Origin of the sequence: Desulfurispirillum indicum S5 (assembly GCF_000177635.2) — a bacterium.
In the GTDB taxonomy this organism is placed as follows: Bacteria; Chrysiogenota; Chrysiogenetes; order Chrysiogenales; family Chrysiogenaceae; genus Desulfurispirillum; species Desulfurispirillum indicum.
Genome location: NC_014836.1, coordinates 904,075 through 925,284, shown reverse-complemented (window position 1 = coordinate 925,284; position 21,210 = coordinate 904,075). Strand labels below are relative to the sequence as shown.

Below are 21,210 nucleotides of genomic sequence, written 5' to 3'. Positions count from 1 at the left end.
TGGATGTTCGCGTGGGGCAAGGTGCAGGAAGTCCGCTTCATTTCGCCGCTCTGCGGGCGCCTTATACTTGTGGGTTTTCAGCTGCCTGCATGTTCGAGCTCAACTTTCGCACCTTGTTGTCTTGAGTTAAGCTGTTATTATACTGGCACTTATCTCGCGGAAACCGTATTGATTTTGAATGCTTGACTTATCTGGTATTCCATTTTTCGTCTCCGGATATTGTCCTTTTTGACCGCGCAAAAAGGACACAAAAACGCGCCCCCCGAACGCCCGTTTTTCCGGATCGCCTGCTCGCCTGTTCTGGAGATCCGGCAGACACTGCCTCCCTGCAGTGCTGCCGGACCACCTGCTTCCTGCAGGTGTCCCGTTCGGGTCTTGCCAGCCAGGCGTCGCACTCACCGGACGGGCTCAGGGGGGAACGGCCTGCTTCTGCCTCTCCCCCGTGTGCTGGCCCAGCCAGGACGCGCCGACTGGAACGCTATGGACCCGCAGGGTTGACGCCACGACGGCGGCAACCGCAAACCAAAAGCCAGGGAAGGCGGTTGTTTGCGGTCCCCAGTTCCAGGCAAGCGGACGGCTGAAAAGGACAGCACTGGGGGCCGCTTTTGCGCCACTTTTTGCGGGTAAAAAGTGGCAAAAGAAACTCGTATATATGGTGAGGATAATGTCAAACGACGCAGTCTGTGTAGAACCATTTCGGCCATTGCAGCGTGACATCAGGGTCAGCGCTGACAACCTGTCGTTTCGGGGATGCGAAACTTCAGTTCGAGGTATTTCAGGAAGCGGTGAGAAACGAAAAACAACAGGTGTATGTTCATGAATACTATTGCGCGTCTTATGGTGCTCTGCCTGATGCTGGCCGGTGCGGAGGGAGTCTGGGCTCAGCAGGAACGCCCTCCTGCTCCGGTGGAGGTTGAAGCGGTGAGACAGGGCGTGCTCTCGCAGCCGCTTGTCTATCAGGGGACGGTTTTTTTTGACCGCACTGCCCGTGTGACCAGTGAGGTCAGCGGGCGGGTCGAAGAGGTTCAGGTTCGTGAAGGGCAGCGGGTGAACCGTGGTGATACCCTGGTGCGCCTGGGTTCAGATATTCTGGGCCAGAGGCTCCTGGCCGCCAGGGCCCAGGCTGATGAGCTGCGGGTGCAGATTGAGCGCGCCCGGCAGAATTTCAAGCGCGCCGAGAACCTCTTCCGGCAGAATCTCAGCTCTCAACAGGCCTACGATGACGCGCACTATGCCCTGGAGGAGCTCAAGTTTCGCCTGGTGGCCCAGGAGCATAATCTGCGTGCCCTGGAGCTGGAGCTGGCTCATAAACGTATCCTTGCCCCTTTTGACGGCGTGGTTCTGCAACGACTGGCTGAGGCGGGAGAGTGGGTGATGCCTGGGGCACCGGTGGTCAATCTGGCAGCACACGGATCCATGCAGGTGATCGTCAACGTCTCCCAGGCAGATGTGGACGTGATACAGGTGGGTAAGCCAGTGCAGATACGTGTTCAGGAAAAGCTCCATGCTGGCGTTGTGGATGCGGTTATTCCTCAGGCCGACATCGCCACGCGCACCTTTCCGGTAAAAGTACGGGTGGAGCATTCCGGCCAGTTGATGGAAGGAATGCGGGCTCAGGTGATGTTTGCCGGCAATGATCAGGTTGATGTTCTGCTGGTCTCCCGTGACAGTGTCATCCGTCGCTTTGGTCAGGATGTGCTCTTTGTGGTGGTGGATGGCAAGGCGGAAATGAAGCCGGTGGAAATCATCGCCTATGATCAACTGCAGGTGGGGGTCCGGGTGGCCGGACTGCAGGAGGGACACCTGGTGGTTGTCAAGGGTAATGAGCGCATTTTCCCGCAGCAGGCTGTTCAGATCATCGGTGCCACAACCTCTGTGAAAGATAACTGAGCCATGGACTTTATCCGATTTTCCATAGAAAAACCCGTCACCGTGATTGTCGGGGTTATCCTGATTCTTCTCTTTGGACTCATCTCCCTGGGCAATATGCCTTACCAGTTGACTCCAGAGGTGTCGGAACCGGAGATTACGGTTCGCACCACCTGGCCCGGTGCGTCACCTTACGAGATTGAACGCGATGTGGTAGAAGTTCAGGAGAACTACCTGAAGAGTATTCCCAATCTCGTGGAGTACGAGAGTTCAAGCCGCAATAACATGGGAACCATTACCCTGCGTTTCAAGATCGGCACTCCCATGGACCGCGCCCTGCTGGATGTTTCCAATAAGCTTGGAGAGGTACGCAGTTATCCTGAGGGAGTCGAACGACCTTCCGTGAACGCTTCCGGTGATACCTCCAGCCCAGTGGTCTGGATGATGATGCAGGCCCGTGAAAACAATCCCAACCATATAGACACCTATCGGAATTTTTTCGAGAACGAGGTCCGTCAGCATATCGAGCGAGTGGATGGCGTCTCGGATCTCTTCTTCGGTGGTGGCCGCAATCTGGAGATGCATATTCTCCTCGATCCCGAGCGCATGGCTGCCTTCGGACTGACCTATGACGAGATCATCAGTGTGGTGCAGCGGGAAAATATCAACATTTCTGCCGGTCAGATGGATATGGGCCGGCGCAGCTATCGCATCAGGACGGTAGCCGAATTTGAAAGTCCCCAGGAGATACGGGATATCATTATTCGCTCCGATGGGCAGCATCGGCTGCGCCTGGGTGATGTGGGGGAAGTGGACTTTGCCTACGCCCGCAAGACGGCATCCATCATGCTGATGGGAGAGCCGGGGATGGTGGTGGGAGTGCGTGCCGAGTCGGGTACCAACGTGGTGGAGCTGACCAATACCCTGGAGGAGGTGGTCAACCGCCTTAACGACGAACTGCTGCACCCTCGGGATCTGCATCTGCGCTGGGTACGGGATCAGCGAGGGTACATCATGGGTGCCGTCAAACTGGTCCAGCAGAATATTCTGATCGGCGGCGTCCTGGCAATCGTCATTCTGGTGAGCTTCCTGCGCAGCGCCTCATCCACTGGTATTGTCGCTGTTGCCATCCCCATCAGTATTATCGGTACCTTTATCATCATGAATGCCCTGGGGCGCTCCCTGAATATCGTTTCGCTGGCGGGAATCTCCTTTGCCGTAGGTATGCTGGTGGACAGCGCCATCGTGGTACTGGAAAATATTGACCGCCATCGCAAGCTGGGAAAATCCACCTTTCACTCCTGTTACGATGGTACCCGGGAGGTCTGGGGGGCGATTATCGCCTCCAGCCTGACCACCATCGCGGTTTTCCTGCCCATTGTCTTCCTGGAAGGCGAGGCGGGTCAGCTGTTTCGCGATATCGCGCTGGCGGTGACCTCTGCTGTCACCTTTTCCCTCTTTGTCTCGATTTCCGTTATTCCCATGCTCAGTGCCCAGATATTTCGCCGCAGCGGTGGAAGTACCACGGCGCCGGGACCTGAGCGTCCCTCGGTGCGCGCGGGCCACATGGCGGTGGATCTGATCATGATGGTGGTGGAGCGCGCCAGCCGCACCGTCACCAGTCGGATTGCGACGGTGGCTGGCCTGGTGGTTTTTTCCATCGGAGTCGCCTGGGTGCTCTTTCCCAAAATGGAATACCTGCCCCACGGCAACCAGAATTTTGTCGTGAATATTCTCATTCCTCCCCCCGGCCTCAGTGTGGCAGAACAGGAGGATATCGGTCAGAAGATCTTTGCTGCCATCTGGCCCTTCTATCGCACAGAAGTTGATGAGAAACCCGGTATTGAGAATGCCTTCTACGTGGCCACGGCCAATATCATGCTCCTGGGGACCAGCAGTACCGATGAGCAGCGCGGCCGCGAACTGATTCCCATGATGCGCCCGGTTCTCAACTCCTTCCCCGGTATTTTCGGCATATCCAACCAGATTGGCATCTTTCAGCAGGGGCTGGGCAAGGGGCGCACCATTGACGTGGATGTGGTGGGCGATGACCTGGATGAAATCGTCGCAGCAGCTTCCCACCTTTTCGCGGCGGTAGGGCAGTCCATCGCGGGCGCTCAGGTGCGCCCGGTTCCATCACTGGAACTGCTTTATCCCGAAGTGGCCCTGATTCCCGACCGTGATATGGTGCGGGCAGTCAATATGAATGCCGCGTCTGTGGGGACCGCTGTTGATGTGCTGATGGAGGGCCGCAAAGTGGGTGAGTTCAAGCAGGAGGGGCAGAAAAAGATCGACCTCGTTCTGACTGCTCCCCAGTCCCGTGTTTCCAGTCCCGAGGATCTCTTCCGGACACAGATCGCGGCTCCCGGAGGGCAGCTGGTGCCCCTGTCCAACCTGGTGCGCATGGAGCAACGCTACGGCATCACGGAGATACGCCACTATGAAGGGCGCCGTACTATCACGCTCCAGGTGACGCCGCCGGATCATATCACCATTCAGGAGGCCATGGAGATTGTGCAGGAACGCATTGTGCCTTCCCTGAAACAGGAGGGGAAAATCCCCCCCCAGATTCAGGTGCAGCTCAGCGGAACCGCAGACAAGCTGCTGGAAACCGTGGCGCTGCTCGCCATGAACTTTGTGCTGGCCTCGGCGATTATCTACCTGCTCATGTCAGCACTTTTCGGCAATTTCGTGTATCCACTGGTGGTCATGTTCACTGTCCCCCTGGCCACAGCGGGGGGCTTTGCGGGCCTGCGCCTGACCAACGCGCTGATCGCGCCCCAGGCGCTGGACATACTGACCATGCTGGGCTTTATTATCCTGATCGGGGTCGTGGTCAATAATGCTATCCTCATCGTACACCAGACCCTGAATAACATCCGCTACCACTCCATGGAGATGGCGGGCGCGGTGCTCGATGCCACCCGCAACCGCCTGCGTCCGATCTTCATGAGCACCCTGACGTCCATTTTCGGCATGCTGCCCCTGGTGGTGGCTCCAGGGCCCGGCAGTGAACTGTACCGGGGGCTGGGCAGCGTTATCGTGGGGGGCATGGCCCTGTCCACGGTGTTTACCATCCTGGTTATTCCCTGCCTGCTGATGTTTGTTCTGAAGGGAGAAAAACCGCGGGCCTGAGCCATGCTTCTCTGCGGTTTTCAGCCGCCCCCTATGCGTCAACGATTTCAGCGATGTGGAAACCCGCGCTTTCTATCATTCGTTTATCCTCTTCAAATCCCTGCCCGTCGGTTGTCAGGTATCCTTTGGTGAAGATGGAGTTGGCAGGGTAGAGGCCCAGCGCCTGCAGCGGACCGAGAATCAGTTCGCGCCCTCCGGCAATGCGCAGCTCCTTTGAGGGCAGCATAAAACGAAACATCGCCAGGGCGCGCAGGGCATCGGGAGCTGCCATGGGCTGAAGGTTTTCCAGCTGTGTTCCCTGCCGTGGATGCAGGAAATTCAGAGGGACAGAGTCAGTGTCGAGCTCCCGGAGGCTGCTGGCCAGTTCCACCCTGTCCTGCAGGCTCTCCCCCATGCCAAGCAGCCCGCCGCTGCACAGTTCCATGCCAGCGTCCTTGACCATGCGTGCTGTGCGCAGGCGATCCTCATAGGAGTGGGTTGAGCAGATGTTGCCATAGTGTGCGGCCGAGGTTTCCAGGTTGTGATTATAGCGGTCGACTCCGGCTTCTTTGAGGCGTTTCACCTTGGCGGCGTCCAGCATTCCGAGGGAAGTACAGATCTGCAGCGGCATGGTGGCCTTGATCTGGCTGACGGCATCGCAGATAACTTCGAGATCGTGCTCCACGGGCATGCGCCCGCTGGTGACAATACAGTAGCGTATAGCCTGTCTGGACTGGGCCTCCCGGGCTCCCTCCACAATGGAGGCAACGGTTTCCAGAGGATAGGTGGTGATGTCGCTGGAGGCGCTGGCAGACTGGCTGCAGTAGGAACAGTCTTCGGGGCACAGACCGCTTTTGGCGCTGCGGATGACGTGGAGCCAGACGCCGCGTCCGAAGAATCGCCGTCGTATGGTATAGGCGGCCTGAAGCAGAGGCAGGAGAGACTCATTGTCGCTGTGGAGAATTTCAAGGGCGATGGCATCGGGCAGCTGCTGGCCTTCCAGGACATTGTCTGCCCATTGCTGCCAGTATCGGGAAGTGTCGGAAATCGTGCTCACTGGTACTCCTTTCATGTGCTTGCGCAGGCGATGTCACGGTGAAAGGGTTCATTGTGAACCTTGCCATGCGCGTGCGTTTACATTTATACTTTACCCTTTCCCTGCTCATTATTGAAGTGTAATCTTGTGGGAAGGGAGGAAAAACCATGCCGAAAAAAATCCGAAAAAAAGTCCCCAGGAAAAAGCAGAACGCCCAGCGACCCGGGGGAGCTCCTTTGGGGGATACACAGACATGGAACCTGAATGTCAGCGCTCTCAGGAAAGTTCTGCCAGCTCTTGCCCTGGCGCTGGAATCTCCTTCGTCTGCGGATGATCAGGTGGCTGACGGTGTTTTATTTGAACCTGTGCGCACCGATGTTGAATCCATTACCGTGGTTACTGGCAGTGACACGCTGACAGACTTCCTGGTTCGCAACCAGGGTGCCGATATCTCGAAGATACGCCTGCTGATCCTTCTGGAAGACTCGCTGGCCTCCCTGCGCAAGTTCCTGCGGTTTTTTGACATCAGCCGCAGTCTGCTCAGCGGCTCCATGCTGATTGTGCTCAAAGGCGCAGGGGAATGGAATCTCGCCGTTGAACTGCGCAATCGCTGTATTGCCCAGCCGCACCTGCTGGCGCTTTGCCGGGCGGTACAGCTGCTGGGCTCCCAGGTGAGGATGCAGCGCAGTATGCCCTTTTTCCAGAAGTACCTGGAGGAGGTTCGCAGTGGCTTGTATGAAGGGCGTATCTACTATGGCAATGATCCCCACGACTCCCTGATCGGCATTGAAAACATGTTCGACAACCTGGATATCATTGTCGAAAACCCGGGCGTGAACTGCTTCAAGGGGGCCTTTGCCGGCGTGCCGGCCTTTATTGTCGCCACCGGGCCATCTCTCGACGAAGCGCTGCCCCATCTGAAAGACGCCGCGCATCGTGGCCTGGTCTTTGCCTGCGATGCCTCTGTGCGCCCGCTGGTCGAGGCGGGTGTTGACTTTCAGCTGGTAACATCGGTAGAGCGCAAGCCCCTTATTTCTAAATTTTTCGCGACCTTTGATGCCTCGCGCACATTCCTGTGCGCTCCGCCCCTGCAGAACCGCCACACTTTTGAAAGTTTCAGCGGAAAGAAAATTATTACCTATCGGAATGTGAAGCACTTTGACTGGATTGGCATTGAACGGGGTATGCTTGATATTAAATCATCGGTGGCTAATATGGCTTATGTGATCGCGGATTATATGGGGTGCGATCCGATTATTCTGGTGGGTCAGGACTTGAGTTATGGCGACAGTGGTTCTACCCATGCCGCGAATTTTGCCATGGAAGATGCCATTGCCATTGAAAAATCGCGGCAGAAGTTCGCGGTCCCTTCAAACCGGGGAACGCCGGTGCTGACCCATCAGATATGGTACAGCTGTGTGAAGTCCTACGAGGTGGATATTGCCCGCTCCAGGGCCACAACGATTAACACGACCCTGCGCGGTGTGCGCATAGGCGGAACGACGGTGAAACCACTTGAGGAAGTTATAGCCGGGCTTACACTTCATGATCATGACTTCCGCAATGTCATGGAGGCGCATGTGCTGGAGCATCGGCTTCTTCCCAGTGAAGCGGTATACCAGCAGCTTTCCCAGCGCATTATGCAAGGAATTTCTGAGTGCCAGCGTGTTCTTGAGGCCTGCGAACAGGCGTCCGGTGAAATAGCGCCATTTATCCAGGGTGAAGTCAATGCCCTTTTGCAGCAGCAGATCGACGATATTCCTCCTGCGCGGGTGGATGAGGTGTACGACACGCTGCTGAAACGTAAACAGGGGATTGTTGAAAGTGGCGGCGCGACCTACGAGTGCCTGATTATGCATGTATTTCAATCCTATGTGCTGGATGAACTTATCCGTGAAAAGGAATTGGCTTTCAAGTATCAGGCGCCACATATGGCGAAGATTAACATTATTGCGAGATTTCCACAGTGGATTGATGAATGCAGAAAACACACGATTTCGGTGGAAAAGGTTTTGCGGAGAGCTGGAGCTCAACTGAATGGCATGCGGGAGAAAATTCAGTAGAATTTTCGGGAATTGTTGAATCAATCACCAATGTATATTATAAGAGGAAAGTCTTTTTTTATAACCGCGAACCTGGGAGACTTTCAATGCAGAATATTGATGTTATTAAACGCTACAGTGATGAGCTGGCGAAAATCCTTACCCTGTCGGAGCTGATCAGCAGTTACTTGAGTGCGGTAAAGCCCAAGACGGCTCGAGGTGCGAAGAAGCAGAATGACAAGGGCCTGACGGGACTGTTGCGCAAAGAGTACGCCTTGAGTGATCAGGAAGTGCAGTCCATTCTGGATGCGGTGGCGGGCAAGAAGAAGTCAGGCACCAAGACCACGAAGTCGCTTTCCTCGATTGATGTGGCTCAGTTGAAAAAGGATATTGACGCGGCTGTTGCGGCAATGGGGATCACGGTTCGCGATCAGGGAAGCCTGAGTTATGAGCAGTATCTGCGCAAGATCAAGTCGAATCTCTCAGTGCGCAAGGTAAAAGCACTCCAGGTTCTGGATCTGAATCAGGGGCGCCGGACAAAGCGAAGCAGCACCCGCAAGAAATAGCACAGGGCCCCCCGATCGCGGGGCTTTTTTCGTTCCGCGGCCTGCCGGATTTCAGCTTTTACACAACTGGAAAGCACAGGGTGAAGCAGGCGCCTTCCTGTCTGTCTGGTTCGAGCCTGATGGAGCCGCCCATGCTCTCTTCCATGATACTCTTTGCCATCCACAGGCCAATACCTGAGCCCTCACCCGGCTTTGTGGAGAAGTATGGATCGAAGATCCTCTCTGCGATGTCTGCGGCGATACCTGTACCATTGTCACAAATCTGCACACTGGCAGTGCCATCATCACAGCTGACGCGAATGTCGATGATTCCGGCGAGTCCGTGGTGATCCGGGTTCTGGCAGCGCCTTTCGTAAATGGCATCGCGGGCATTGACCAGCACGTTCAGTATGACTTGTTGAAACTCGTTTTTGTGCCCCCTGGCTGAGCACTCGCACTGGCTGTCGAGATTCGCCTGAATGTTATTGTGCGTCAACTGGGCCTGGATGAGTTTCAGGGCAAGGGAGATGGCGCCATTGACGCTGAAGGTTTCCATCTGCTTGCCTGGATCAAAAAAATTACGGAAGTCGTCGATGGTACTGGCCATAAAATCAATCTGTTCCATGGCCTGGGTGGCGGCGGTATCCAGGTACTGCTGGTTTACTTCCCCGTGTCTGAATGCTTCAGGAAGATCCTGAACGAGGATTGCCAGCACATTGAGCGGCTGTTTCCACTGATGTCCGATAACGGCGATCATTTTCCCCATGGTGGCCATACGCGACTGGTGCACCAGCAGCTCTTCATTTTTACGCCGCTGTCGCGTTTCGTCTTCCACGCGTTTTTCAAGCTGTTCCTCATTGTTGCGCAGGGTGGTGATGGCGTGTTCAACCTGTCGCAAGCCACTGGCGCTGTGGCGATACATGAAGGTGATACCCAAAAGGCCAAGGCTGCCGAGTATGACGTGTGAGAGTGCGATCAGGCTGATATTGCGGTTTTGGGCCGCAAGAAAGGGTGCCATGTCGAGGATGATGCTGATGCCTCCACCAACATTGCCCGGCTCAAATGCCTGCTCGGTGTGGCAGTTCATGCAGGAATCGCTGGTGATGAGGGGCTGCATGCCTCGCAGGTGTCTGCCCCCCTCCTCGCGTACGAGCTGAAATGCCACTGGTTCACCGCGGTGGAACTGCTCCAGGGCGTAGCTTTCCCAGGAGTCAGCAGTGTTTTCCGGCCTGATAGGGGTTGTGCTGACAATACGGCTGCGCACGCTGCTCTGCAGGATGGGGTCTTCCATGAGGGTGCGCAGGAAGTAGGCGGGATTGACCATGGTTAAAGCAATCCCGTTGACGGCGAGATCTCGCTGCGGATGTTGCAGGAACTCATTCGGGGCGATGCCCTTATCTGCGTGAATGTAAATTCCACCGCGCTTGGCCAGCCAATTGCGTACGGCTATGTCGCGCTCCATGCTGGCCACGGCTTCCTTTTGCGCCAGCGCCAGTGTCTGTCGCTTCTGACTCTGGATATTCCATGCCAGTGACAGCAGGAGCACGGTGATCCAGAGGATAATGGCTATTCCGGTACACCAGCGCAGGCGTTGCAAGGTCATTCCTTCGGTAGTATGCCTGATTCCCATGGCAGAACCCTCCCTGGTGGACTTTTCAGAAGCTGTTGTCTTTGACCCTTACAGCTGCGCTGGTGTTTTTGCCTTCAGTGCTATTTGTTCTAATATGGCGTCTTGGGCCGGGAAAAACAAGCGGCTGTTGTGAAATATTTCATAAGGTATTGCTGTTAAAGAAGCTCATTTCATGTACGCGAAAACCCTCCCTGGCAATACCACGTGGTGAGGCTGTCAGCCGGGTGTCCTGGTGTGGCGCCGGGAGCGTAGTTGTGCGCAGCAGGAGCCCAAAAACCATTGCATTCCCCCATGGGGCGTATATATTACTTGTAACAAAGCACTGGTTGCGTTGGTTCTTCGGTGCGTACTGCTCTGTAAAATTCAATTTCCGGGAGAGTGTATGGGTAAAGTTGTTTTGCGACAAAATCAGTTTCAGAACGCTCAGGAGCTGCTCCTGCAAAAACGTGAAGCCGTGGGCGCGCTTATTGGTGAAGCGCTGAAAGAAAGTGACGATGCGGCCCTGCTGATCAGCCTGATGGATGTGCTGTTCGACAATGCACCCCGGAAATATATGGACTTTATCAGCGAAGAGCAGCTTTTTGTCCAGCTGCAGCGCTTTCTGGATTTTCTGCGGGTGCGCAAGGGCACGAGCATCAACCTCGAGGTCTTTACGCCCGAGGAGGATAATCTCGATTACGGGATTCTTCACTCAAGTATTCTGTTCATTAACATGCCGGATTCGCCGTTTATTCTGAAGAGCATTTACTCCTATTTCGAGTCCCGGCGTATCGCCCATTTTCTGACGATTCACCCTATTGTCAACGCGGAGCGCGATGGACGCGGGAAACTCCTGTCGGTGGATACCCGCTATAACGATCCGTCAGTGTCAAAAAAACTGGAATCATTTATTGTTATCCAGTTTCAGGCTATCGAAAAGGCAGCGGAGCTGGAGGTGTTTTGCCGCGATTTGCGCCGGATTCTCTCCAGTACTCAGTTGGCCGTGCGTGATTTTGCTCCCATGCTCAAAAAGGTCCAGGAAATTGAACTCTTTGTGAACACCACGACACAGATTGGCGATACGGAGCGAGAGAATACCATTGAGTTCTTTCGCTGGCTGGAGAAGGAGAACTTTGTCTTCCTCGGATACCGCCAGTATCGCGTACTTCACGCTGCTGATCGCAAGAAGGCAACACTGCAGACAGTGGAGGGGTCCGGACTGGGGATTCTCAGCGAGGAGAAGGCCTCAAAATACCGCAAGCCGGTGAAGGTCGCGTCACTGACCGCTTCCCAACAGGAGTCTCTGTTTTCCTCCCGTTACATCACGCTGGACAAGACCAACTCCCTGAGCCCGGTATATCACGCCATGCGCAAGAACATGGACTATATCGGTATTCGCCAGAAGATCAGCGACGATGAGTTCCGCGAGCATGTGTTCCTGGGACTCTACAGTTCCAAGTACTCCCGCGACGCAGTGAACTCCATCGACTTTTTACGCTCACGCATCAATCGCGTGCTGGAAAACAAAAAGATCCTCTACAAGACCTACAGTTACAATCGCATCTACGAGATTCTCAACTACTATCCCAAGGAAGACCTCTTTTTCATGCAGCCATCGCTGCTGAGCAAAGTGGTTACCGATTTGCTGAATATCATCTCCTTTGACAAGGTGAAGATTATTCCCCTGGAGAATCTCAACGTGCGTGGTCAGAGCCTTTTACTGATTCTGCCGGCCATGAACTACAGTCAGAGCAGTCTGCGCGACGCGCTGGATATCATCCGCGATGCCTTTCGGGTACAGCTCTTTGAGTATCGCCACTTCGGCAGCGATACCGACGCCATCAAGGTCTATATCTATCTGGTGCCTGACGAATCTCTGAAGGAAGTCGACCTCAGCGCGCTGGAAAACCGCATTGATGAGCAGACCATTGACTGGACAGGTCGCCTGCTGGAACGCATTGCCTTTTTCTTCAGCGATGCGGATGCTGATATTGAGCAATTGAGCTTCAAGTACCGCAACGCCTTTGCCGAGAATTACCGGGCGGAAAATACCCCCAAGGAGGCAACAGACGATATTTCCCTGCTGGAGCGCCTGTTGGACGCCAATGCCGATCAGGTCGACATTCAGCGCAAAGACGAGGTGTCGGCCTATGTGAAGATCTACTCCCTGGCCCAGTACTTCCTCAGTGACCTGATTCCCCTCTTTCAGAACATGGGCCTGCGCGTGCTGGAGGAGAGTCTGTACACCATTGAACCCAGTGATAGCATACCGGGCTACGTGCACCGCTTTCGCGTGACAGAAGCGGGCGGCGGGGTTGAAAACCTGCTGCGCAATCGCCAGTCAGTCATTCAGACGACCCTGGCGGTGCTGCACGGACGGGTTGCCAGTGACGAGCTGAACGCCCTGTCGCTGCAGCAGGGCATTGATTGCTGGAAGATCGTCGTCATTCGCGCCTATATGGAATATATCTATCAGGTGGGCATGAAATACACCAAGCTGGTGTCGGTCAAGGCGCTCCTGAATCATGGTGATATTACCGCTGATCTGCTGGACACCTTCGACCTGAAATTCTCGCCCGTCCGCCAGACCAGCGAGCAAAAACGCCTTGCGGATCTTGAGAAGCGCTTGCTGGGCATCGCGGAAAAGATCGAGGCCGTGGAGTCCATCGCCGAGGACTATGTGCTGCGGCGCTTTGTCAACGCCCTGGAGTGCACGCTGCGCACCTCCTACTATAAGGGCGAGTACCAGCGGAGCGTACTCTCTCTGAAGATTGATTCGGCGAGAGTACTGGACTTGCCTCTGCCGAAGCCCATGTTCGAGATTTTTGTGTACTCCATGTACATGAGCGGCATCCACCTGCGTGGTGGTAAAGTTGCCCGTGGTGGCCTGCGCTGGTCAGATCGCCCCGACGACTTCCGCACGGAAGTTCTTGGCCTGGTGAGTACGCAGATGACCAAGAACAGCGTCATTGTTCCCACGGGATCAAAGGGTGGCTTTATTATCCGCGGAAAAATGCTTTCGCCGGAACAGGCCCGCGAAGAGGCGGATCTGCAGTACCGGAACTATATCAGCGCCCTGCTGGAGATCACCGACAATATCGTGAAGGGCGAGGTGGTGCGGCCACAGAATGTGGTCTGCTACGATGAAGAGGACCCCTACCTGGTTGTGGCGGCGGACAAGGGTACGGCCCATCTTTCCGATGTGGCCAATGAAGTGAGCAACGCCTATGACTTCTGGCTTGGCGACGCCTTTGCCAGTGGCGGCAGCTACGGCTACGACCACAAGATCATGGGGATCACGGCTAAGGGAGCCTGGGAAGCTGTCAAGCGACACTTCCGCGCCATGGGTAAGGATATCCAGAGCGAGCCCTTCACCGTTGTGGGCATCGGCGATATGGGTGGCGATGTCTTTGGCAACGGCATGCTCCTCTCCCGTCAGATTCGGCTGATCGCCGCGTTCAACCACAAGCACATCTTCATCGACCCCGATCCCGATCCAGCCATCTCCTTCAAGGAGCGTCAGCGACTCTTCCGCACCAAAGGGGCCCAGTGGACCGATTACGACACTAAACTCCTCTCAGCTGGCGGTGGCGTGTACGCGCGCACCGACAAGAAGATTACCCTCTCCCGTGAGGCGTCGAAGGCCCTTGGCACAACCAGGTCTGTCTTCGCTCCCGACGAACTGATCAAGACTCTTCTGCGCGCTCCCGTGGAGCTGCTGTGGAACGGGGGGATCGGCACCTACATCAAGGCGACCCACCAGACCCATGCCGATGTGGGCGACAAGGCCAATGACAATCTGCGCATTGATGCGCCGGAAGTGCGCGCCAAGGTTATCGGAGAGGGAGGGAATCTGGGTATGACCCAGGAAGCCCGCATCGAGCTTTCCATGGCTGGTGGCATGCTCTATACCGATGCCATCGACAATTCGGCGGGGGTCAATACCTCTGACCACGAGGTCAATATCAAGATACTCCTGCAGAGTGCCATGGAACAGGGCAAGATCACTTTCCAGCAGCGCAACGAACTGCTCAAGGAGATGGAGCCGGCGGTGGAAGCCCATGTGCTGCAGACCAACTATCTCAATGGCTGCTCCATCGATCTGGATGTACAGCTGAGCTCCGAGAGCATGCTACTCTTCCAGGAGCTGATAGACGCCCTGGTCAGAACTGGCCGGATGGATGCCGAGACCGAGCATATTCCTGTGGGTGAGGAGCTGGATGCCCTGCAGCAAAGGGGGCTGGGTATACCGGCGCCCGTGCTGAGCAAACTCACCAGTTATGCCCGCATGGATATCTACGATACCCTGATGCGGTCGGAGCTGGAGTGGAATGAGGCCATTGAACAGCTCTACCGCTCCTACTTCCCTCCCCAGCTGCTGGAGCGATTCCCCGAGGAAGTCGCCGCCCATAAGCTGAAAAAGGAGATCGCCTGTACCCTGATTGCCAACAAAATTGTCAACCAGGCGGGCTGCACATTTGTCTATAATCTGATGTCGACGACGCGCAGCACGGTCGCCGATGTGGCACGCAACTATATTACCCTTGAGCACCTGCTTGGTGTTGATCAGCTGCGTCAGGCGGTATTCGCCCTGGATAACAAGAAGCCCTCCGCCGTTCAGATAAAAATGCTCATCAGCATAGAGAACGCCATGCGCCGGGGCGTGCGCTGGATTGTCACGAAGAATGTCGCGGAAAGGGAATACTGCGCCATGTGCGAGGATGTGCTGCAGCAGTTTGGCGGCATATTCGCCGGCCTGGAAGGTTTCCTGCCCAAGCCGTATCTGGAGAAACTGGCCGTGGCCATCAAGAGCAACGAGCACCATGAACACCACGCCAGGGTGGCCGATTTTATCGAGAAGAGTCGCTTTATCGCCGACATTCTCTCCATCTGCTATGTGTCGGTCAAAAAGGCGGAATCCCTGGAAAAGGTTCTGGACGTGTATTTCCGCATCAAGGATCAACTGCATGTGGATGATTTCAAGGAGATGGTTTACACTATGCCCCTGCTGGATGTGTGGGATCGCATGGCGCGCAATACGCTCATTGGCACCATTACCGATCGCCTTGAGGAATACACCATGAGCCTGCTGGCAGACCCATCCAGAGAGATTGACAACACGGGCTATGAGCAGATTATCAACAATGTACGGGAAAAAGGACTGAAGAACTTTAATCCCCTGTTTATCGCCCTGAGGGGACTCACCTAGGATGATGTACCGCATTCACGCTGATCTGCGGAATCGGCTTGACTTTCTGCTGGAAAATCGCCTGCGTAAACTGAATCAGGACCCGAACTACTGCGGCGCTTCGCTCCCCAATCAGGAGTTGATGCGCCGCAGCGCCGTTGTGGAAATTTTCCGCAAATTCTACCATTTCAGCTTCCACCAGATGCGCACGCTCCATGACAGCGGTGTGTCGGCAGATTACACTGTGACCTTCCATACGGTGCTGGTGGATGTGTGTGTGCAGAAGATGTGGGAGGTGGTGGAGCGCGAATGCGAGCGGCGCGCCGATGGCTGCAATGTGCCGGCAATTATCGCCGTGGGAGGGTATGGCCGTGGCGAGCTGAACCCCTTCAGCGACATTGATCTTCTGATCGTCAGCACCCACGCCATCGACAGCACGGTGGACACCCTGGCCAACAACCTGCTGTACATGAGCTGGGACGTAGGCCTGAAAATATCCCATTCGGTGCGCAGCATTGACGAGTGCCTGCAGTGGATGAGCGACATCACCGTGAAAACGGCTTTGCTGGAAGCGCGCTTTATCTGCGGTTCCAGCGCCGCATGGGAGCAGTTCGACGGCCAGGTGCTCTACCGCATCTTTCATCGCCAGACGGACAGCTTTATCTACCAGAAGATCAATGAACAGAAGCAGCGCCTGGAAAAACAGTCCAGCAGCCTTTACCTGTTGGAGCCCAACGTCAAGGAGGGCGTCGGCGGGCTGCGCGATATTCATACCTGCGTCTGGATCGCACGGGTGCGCTATGGGGGCATGAGCATGGCGCACCTGGAGGAGAAGCTGGAGTTCGGCGATCTGAAGAAAGCCCGAGAGTTCCTCTGGCGTGTGCGCAACGAGCTTCACTTCATTGCCAACCGCTCCCAGGACATCCTGACCTTTGAGAACCAGCAGCAGATTTCCCGCAAGTTCGGCTACCGCGACGAGCGCAGCCGCAAGCGACTGGCCGTGGAGCTCTTTATGCACGACTACTACAAGTGCACCCGACGTATCCAGGCCGCGACCGAGCAGATTATCTACCGGTGTACACCCCAGAAGTTCCGGCGCAAGATTTTTGGCGAGTTGCTGGTGCGGGCGCTGCCCGACGGTTTTATCCAAAAGGGCAATGAAATTGCCATACCGGCCCGGGATGATTTTTTTCGGGAAGATCCGTTGCGCATCCTGAAGCTCTTTTCTCTGGCCCAGCGCAAGAGCCTCCACATTCCCCCGGATGCCAAGCAGACGATCCAGAAGAATCTTGGCTTCCTCACGCCAAAACTGCGGAGCTCACTCTCCGCCAATGGCATTTTTCGCTCAATCCTGAAATACACCGCCAATGTCTCCCGAACCCTGCGCCAGATGCATCAGTGCGGGGTGCTGGGGAAATGGCTGCCGGAATTCGGCACCCTTGACTGCCTGGTACAGTTCGATCGCTACCATGTGTACACCACCGACAAACATACCCTGAAAGCAGTGGAATTTATGGAACTGCTCTATCAGCAGGGCTGCCTTGGCAACAAGGAGATCTTCTGCCGGGCTATTGCCCATGCCCGCAAGCGGGATCTGCTCTATATGGCCATACTGCTCCACGATGTGGGCAAGGGCAAGGGTGGTGACCACAGCAACAAAGGGGCGATCCTGGCGGGTCCGGTCTGTCAGCGCATGGGCTTCAGTGAGGCGGAGACGGAGTTGATCCAGTTTCTGATTCGGCATCATGTGCTGATGGCAAATATATCCCAGCGTCGCGATATCGCAGATCCGCGTACGGTTGAGATCTTCTGCGGGGAAGTTGACTCCATGGAGAAGCTCGCGAACCTCTACCTGCTGACCTGCTGCGATATCCGTGCCGTTGGGCCGAAGGTGTGGACTGACTGGAAAGGACAGCTGCTGGAGTCACTTTTTGAAGCAGCGGAGCATTACCTGCGTACTGGCCAGACCGAGAAATACAATGTGCAGGCGGTGCGCAGAATGCGCCAGCACCTGCTGGAAAAAGGCGTTGACCCCTTCACGCTCCAGCTCTTTGATGATGAATACCTGCTGCTCTTCAACGATGAAGATATCCTGCTGCATTCCCGACTGATCGCTCGTCTGCGTGACAGTGCCCAGCCGCTGCTGGTGTCCCACCGTGTCAGTCCTGAGACGCAGACGGCGGATATCTTCATCACGGGCTATGATCTGCCGGGAATCTTCAGTAACATCGCCGGCGCCATTCTCGTCAATGAACTTGAGATCATTTCCTGCCGGGTCCAGACATTTCAAAATGGTATGATTTTCGATGTCTTCACGGTATACTATCGCGACAGCATGCTCGGGGCCAGTGTCAGTTACTGGAAGGAAGTCATTGGCTATATCCAGAACGTGCTGCTGGGGAAACGTCAGCTGGAGCTTTCCCGTTCATGGACACGGCGCAAGACCCTTAAAAAGGATTTTTCCCGGGTCTTTGTGCATAATGACCAGTCGGAAAAATACACCGTGGTGGAAGTGTTCACCAGGGACAAACCTGGGCTGCTCTACGACCTGACGCGGCTTCTCTACACATTGGGGCTGACCATACATTCGGCCAGTATCACCACGAATGTGGAGCAGGTTGTTGATGTATTCTACGTCAGTGACCTGAAGGGGAATAAGGTTCTGTCTGAAGAGCGTATCGAAGGTATCAAGGAACAGGTAGGCGGATTGCTATGATAACGGTCGGTATCGACATCGGCTCATACAGTGTCAAATGCGCTGCAGCCGAGATAAAAGGCAAGGAACGCAAGCTGATCTTTGTGGGTGAGGAACCCATGGAGTCCGGTGGCTTCAGCGGTGGATCTTTCACCAACCACGAAATCGTGTTCAAGTCCCTGCGCAAGGTTCTCTCCAATGTCACCCTGACGGGCAGTAAGGTGGTGCTGAGTATTCCCTGCTGCAGCCTTTTGCACAAGGCAACCGTTGAGTATCCCGGCACGCCCATGAAGGACGCCATGAAAATGATCCGCTGGGATTACATTCAGTATCTGCCTGAAGGCAGTGACACCAGCGCGGTCACCGTGGCCTTTTCCGGCCACAAGAGCCACAGTGATCCTGCCACAAGCTGCGTGGACGTCTATGCCATTCCGGAATACCTGGTGGCCAACTACACGAACCTCTTCGCCGATATCAGTGTGAGCGTGAACGCCATTGATCTGAGCACCCTGGCGCTGGAGCGGTTTTACGGTATGGTGGCTCCCGCCAGCGGCCTTGGAATTATCATCAATGTGGGGCACGAGTACACGGAATACGCCATTGTCGTGGACGGAACACCGGATTACCAGGGCTTTCTGCCCATCGGCGGTTCCCACGTGGCCCAGGATATATCGGAAACTCTTGACATTCCCTTCAACGACGCAGTCGCCATGACGCGGGGTTCATTTTCCCGTGATACCGAAGGCGATGTGCACCAGATGGTCAACGAGGAATTCTTCAAGCTGGCGGAGCGGGTTGTTCGGAATCTTTCTAAAGTCCTGAAAGAGCGATATCGCCGCATGGCTGTCGAGCGCTGTATTCTCGCCGGTGGTGTTGGCAGCAGTGTGGCATTTGCCAATCGCATTATCGATCGCCTCGACACCCAGGCTCTCAGTATAACCAGCATCCCCGGGGTTCAGATGTCCGATCGCGTGCAGCCGCTGGCTTCTCAGGGCCTGGGTAAGTACGCGGTGGCCGTTGGCCTGAGCTTTTACTTGTAAGCAAGGAGTTTCCCGTATCCATGTTTCTCTACAACATTCTGCTGCACCTGCTCGGCCTTGTGCTGGCTCCAGTGCACCTGGTCAAAATATTCTTTGCCCGCAGCCGCATCCAAAAGGGTACACTCCAGCGGTTGGGATTTTTTCGTCGCAAGAATCGGATTCTGCTCCAGAATCTGGAGAAAACGGTACTGATTCATGCTGCAAGTGTGGGAGAAACCAGAGCGGCTATCCCCTTGATTAAAAAAATTTACTCTGACAGTGACGGCTATCACCTGATTCTCTCCAATGTCACTGATACGGGGAACCTGATCGGGCAGACCATTGATCAGGTGTATCACTGCCTCTATCTCCCCTTCGATTTCCCTTTCGCCGTAAGGCGATTTCTGCGCGTGGTCAGGCCATGTAAAATCATAATTATTGAGACGGAAATCTGGCCGAACTTTATCCGCGAGGCTACCCGCATGGGCATTCCCGTCTATATCGCCAACGGTCGCATATCGGAAAAGTCCTTCGGACGCTATCGGGCACTGCGCTGGTTTTTCGGACCGATCCTGCGGCAGGTGCAGCGTATTTTTGCCCGCACCGACGAGGACAAGCGGCGTTTTTTGGAGATTGGGGTGAATGCGTCGCAGGTGGAAGTTGCCGGAAATGTGAAATTTGATCTGGCCATGCATGATCAGGAAGAGAGCGAGTGGGTCGAGAACTTCCGCGATGACCTGAAGCTGCCGGATCCCGATGAGGTGGACGTTCTGTGCTTTGGCAGTATTCACCCCAGCGAAGATGAAATGGTGCTGCAGACCCATAAGCGCCTGCTCGACGAGGGACAGGAAATCGTTTCCATCCTGGCGCCGCGTCATATCGAACGCCAGAAGCAACTTCTGGAGCGTATTGAGGAGAGCGGATTCAAGGGCTATTTGCGTACGGAACTTCCTACAAAAAAGAAACGCCTCAAATCCGGGGATATCCTTGTACTCAACACGATAGGCGAGCTGATCAAGGCCTATGCTGTGAGCAATGTGGTGTTTGTGGGTGGCAGCTTTGACCAGAAAGTACAGGGGCACAACATCCTGGAAGCGTGCGGAGTCGGCAAGCCCGTGATTTTCGGCCCCTATATGGATAACTTTACGGAGATCGCCGTGGTGGTGCGCCAGTGGGAGGCCGGTAACTGGATTATGGACCAAGAGGAGCTTTTTGACAGTATCAATGGATTGCTGACAAATCCTGCCCTCGCCAGGCACATGGGCGATCAGGCCCGGGCACTGCTGCGCAAGAACCAGGGGGCGGTAGATCGCATATTCGCTGCGGTATTCAGGAAGTAACTGCGGAAATTACCAGTGGATGGATGTGCGCGAAGTGTTGGCTGTGTGCTCCATGAATTCACTGCGCAGGTGGCGGTCCTCTTTGAAGCTGCCGAACATGGATGTCGTTGTCATGGTGGTGGAGTGGTTTTTGACTCCCCGGATGATGGCGCACATGTGCACCGATTCAACCATGACCGCCACTCCCCTGGGTTTGAGCACGTCAAAGAGCGTTTTGCCGATCTGGGCCGTCATGCGCTCCTGTACCTGCAGGCGTCGCGCATACATTTCGACGATACGCGGAATTTTTGAAAGCCCGATGATGTTACCATCGGGAATATAGGCCACATGGGCTTTGCCCAGGAAGGGCAGCATGTGGTGCTCGCACAGCGAAGAGAAGCTGATGTCTTTGACCAGCACCATATCCTCGTCTTCGCTGGCAAAGATCGCGTCATTGATAATTTCATGAATATCTGTGCGGTAGCCGCTGGTCAGTTCACGGTACATGCGTGCAACCCGCTGGGGAGTCTTCAGAAGCCCCTCACGGTCCGAGTCTTCGCCAATGGCCTGCAGTATTGTGGCGACCGAATCCTCTATTGCTGGCAGCGAGCTGCTTTGCTTCGTATCATAATCCATAGTTTTCATGCAGAATCCTCGAACTTCCGGAATTTCGCCAGCCCGCTGAGGCGGAGCCGGGGGAAGTATTATTGCCGGCAATGTATACGCTTTTTCCGCAGCGCTGTCCAATGGGAAATAGCAAAAATCCGCATTTTT

At 55.3% G+C, this 21,210-nt stretch carries 11 protein-coding genes; 8 read left to right on the top strand and 3 right to left on the bottom strand.

Annotation, left to right across the window (positions count from 1 at the left end):
• Positions 1–816: 816 nt before the first annotated feature.
• Both SELIN_RS04400 and SELIN_RS04395 read left to right on the top strand, forming a co-directional pair.
• On the top strand, positions 817–1,890 hold the full coding sequence (locus SELIN_RS04400) for an efflux RND transporter periplasmic adaptor subunit (RefSeq protein WP_013505484.1): 1,074 nt from the start codon (positions 817–819) through the stop codon (positions 1,888–1,890).
• A gap of 3 nt (positions 1,891–1,893) precedes the next feature.
• On the top strand, positions 1,894–5,004 hold the full coding sequence (locus SELIN_RS04395; protein WP_013505483.1) for an efflux RND transporter permease subunit: 3,111 nt from the start codon (positions 1,894–1,896) through the stop codon (positions 5,002–5,004).
• Positions 5,005–5,035: 31 nt separating this feature from the next.
• Here the strand turns inward: SELIN_RS04395 and bioB are convergent, their stop codons facing one another.
• Positions 5,036–6,040, bottom strand: a complete 1,005-nt coding sequence (gene bioB / locus SELIN_RS04390) for a biotin synthase BioB (protein WP_013505482.1) — start codon at positions 6,038–6,040, stop codon at positions 5,036–5,038.
• A 146-nt stretch (positions 6,041–6,186) separates the two neighbouring features.
• Between bioB and SELIN_RS04385 the strand changes: the two genes are divergently transcribed.
• Together SELIN_RS04385 and SELIN_RS04380 are read left to right on the top strand one after the other, a co-directional pair.
• A complete protein-coding gene (locus SELIN_RS04385) occupies positions 6,187–8,082 on the top strand; it encodes a motility associated factor glycosyltransferase family protein (protein ID WP_013505481.1) in 1,896 nt (631 codons plus the stop codon).
• A gap of 86 nt (positions 8,083–8,168) precedes the next feature.
• A complete protein-coding gene (locus SELIN_RS04380) occupies positions 8,169–8,627 on the top strand; it encodes a hypothetical protein (RefSeq protein ID WP_013505480.1) in 459 nt (152 codons plus the stop codon).
• 58 nt (positions 8,628–8,685) lie between these two features.
• Here SELIN_RS04380 and SELIN_RS13800 read toward each other — a convergent pair whose 3' ends face one another.
• Positions 8,686–10,236 carry an ATP-binding protein gene (locus SELIN_RS13800; protein ID WP_013505479.1) on the bottom strand — a complete coding sequence of 517 codons (1,551 nt, stop codon included), beginning with the start codon at positions 10,234–10,236 and terminating at the stop codon, positions 8,686–8,688.
• A 382-nt stretch (positions 10,237–10,618) separates the two neighbouring features.
• Here SELIN_RS13800 and SELIN_RS04370 point away from each other — a divergent pair, with 382 nt between their 5' ends.
• From SELIN_RS04370 to SELIN_RS04355, 4 genes are read left to right on the top strand one after another with little or no spacing between them, the layout of a single operon-like run.
• Positions 10,619–15,424, top strand: coding sequence for an NAD-glutamate dehydrogenase domain-containing protein (locus SELIN_RS04370; protein WP_013505478.1), 4,806 nt, complete (start codon positions 10,619–10,621; stop codon positions 15,422–15,424).
• A 1-nt stretch (position 15,425) separates the two neighbouring features.
• Complete coding sequence (gene glnD / locus SELIN_RS04365) at positions 15,426–18,119, top strand: [protein-PII] uridylyltransferase (RefSeq protein ID WP_013505477.1); 2,694 nt, start codon at positions 15,426–15,428, stop codon at positions 18,117–18,119.
• Positions 18,116–19,138, top strand: a complete 1,023-nt coding sequence (gene pilM / locus SELIN_RS04360) for a pilus assembly protein PilM (RefSeq protein WP_013505476.1) — start codon at positions 18,116–18,118, stop codon at positions 19,136–19,138. Before glnD ends, pilM begins: the two co-directional genes overlap by 4 nt.
• Before the next feature lie 20 nt (positions 19,139–19,158).
• Positions 19,159–20,457 carry a 3-deoxy-D-manno-octulosonic acid transferase gene (locus SELIN_RS04355; RefSeq protein WP_013505475.1) on the top strand — a complete coding sequence of 433 codons (1,299 nt, stop codon included), beginning with the start codon at positions 19,159–19,161 and terminating at the stop codon, positions 20,455–20,457.
• Between the two features lie 9 nt (positions 20,458–20,466).
• Here SELIN_RS04355 and folE read toward each other — a convergent pair whose 3' ends face one another.
• Positions 20,467–21,081 (bottom strand): GTP cyclohydrolase I FolE, encoded by a 615-nt coding sequence (gene folE, locus SELIN_RS04350; protein WP_013505474.1) that lies wholly within the window; start codon positions 21,079–21,081, stop codon positions 20,467–20,469.
• Positions 21,082–21,210 lie beyond the last annotated feature (129 nt).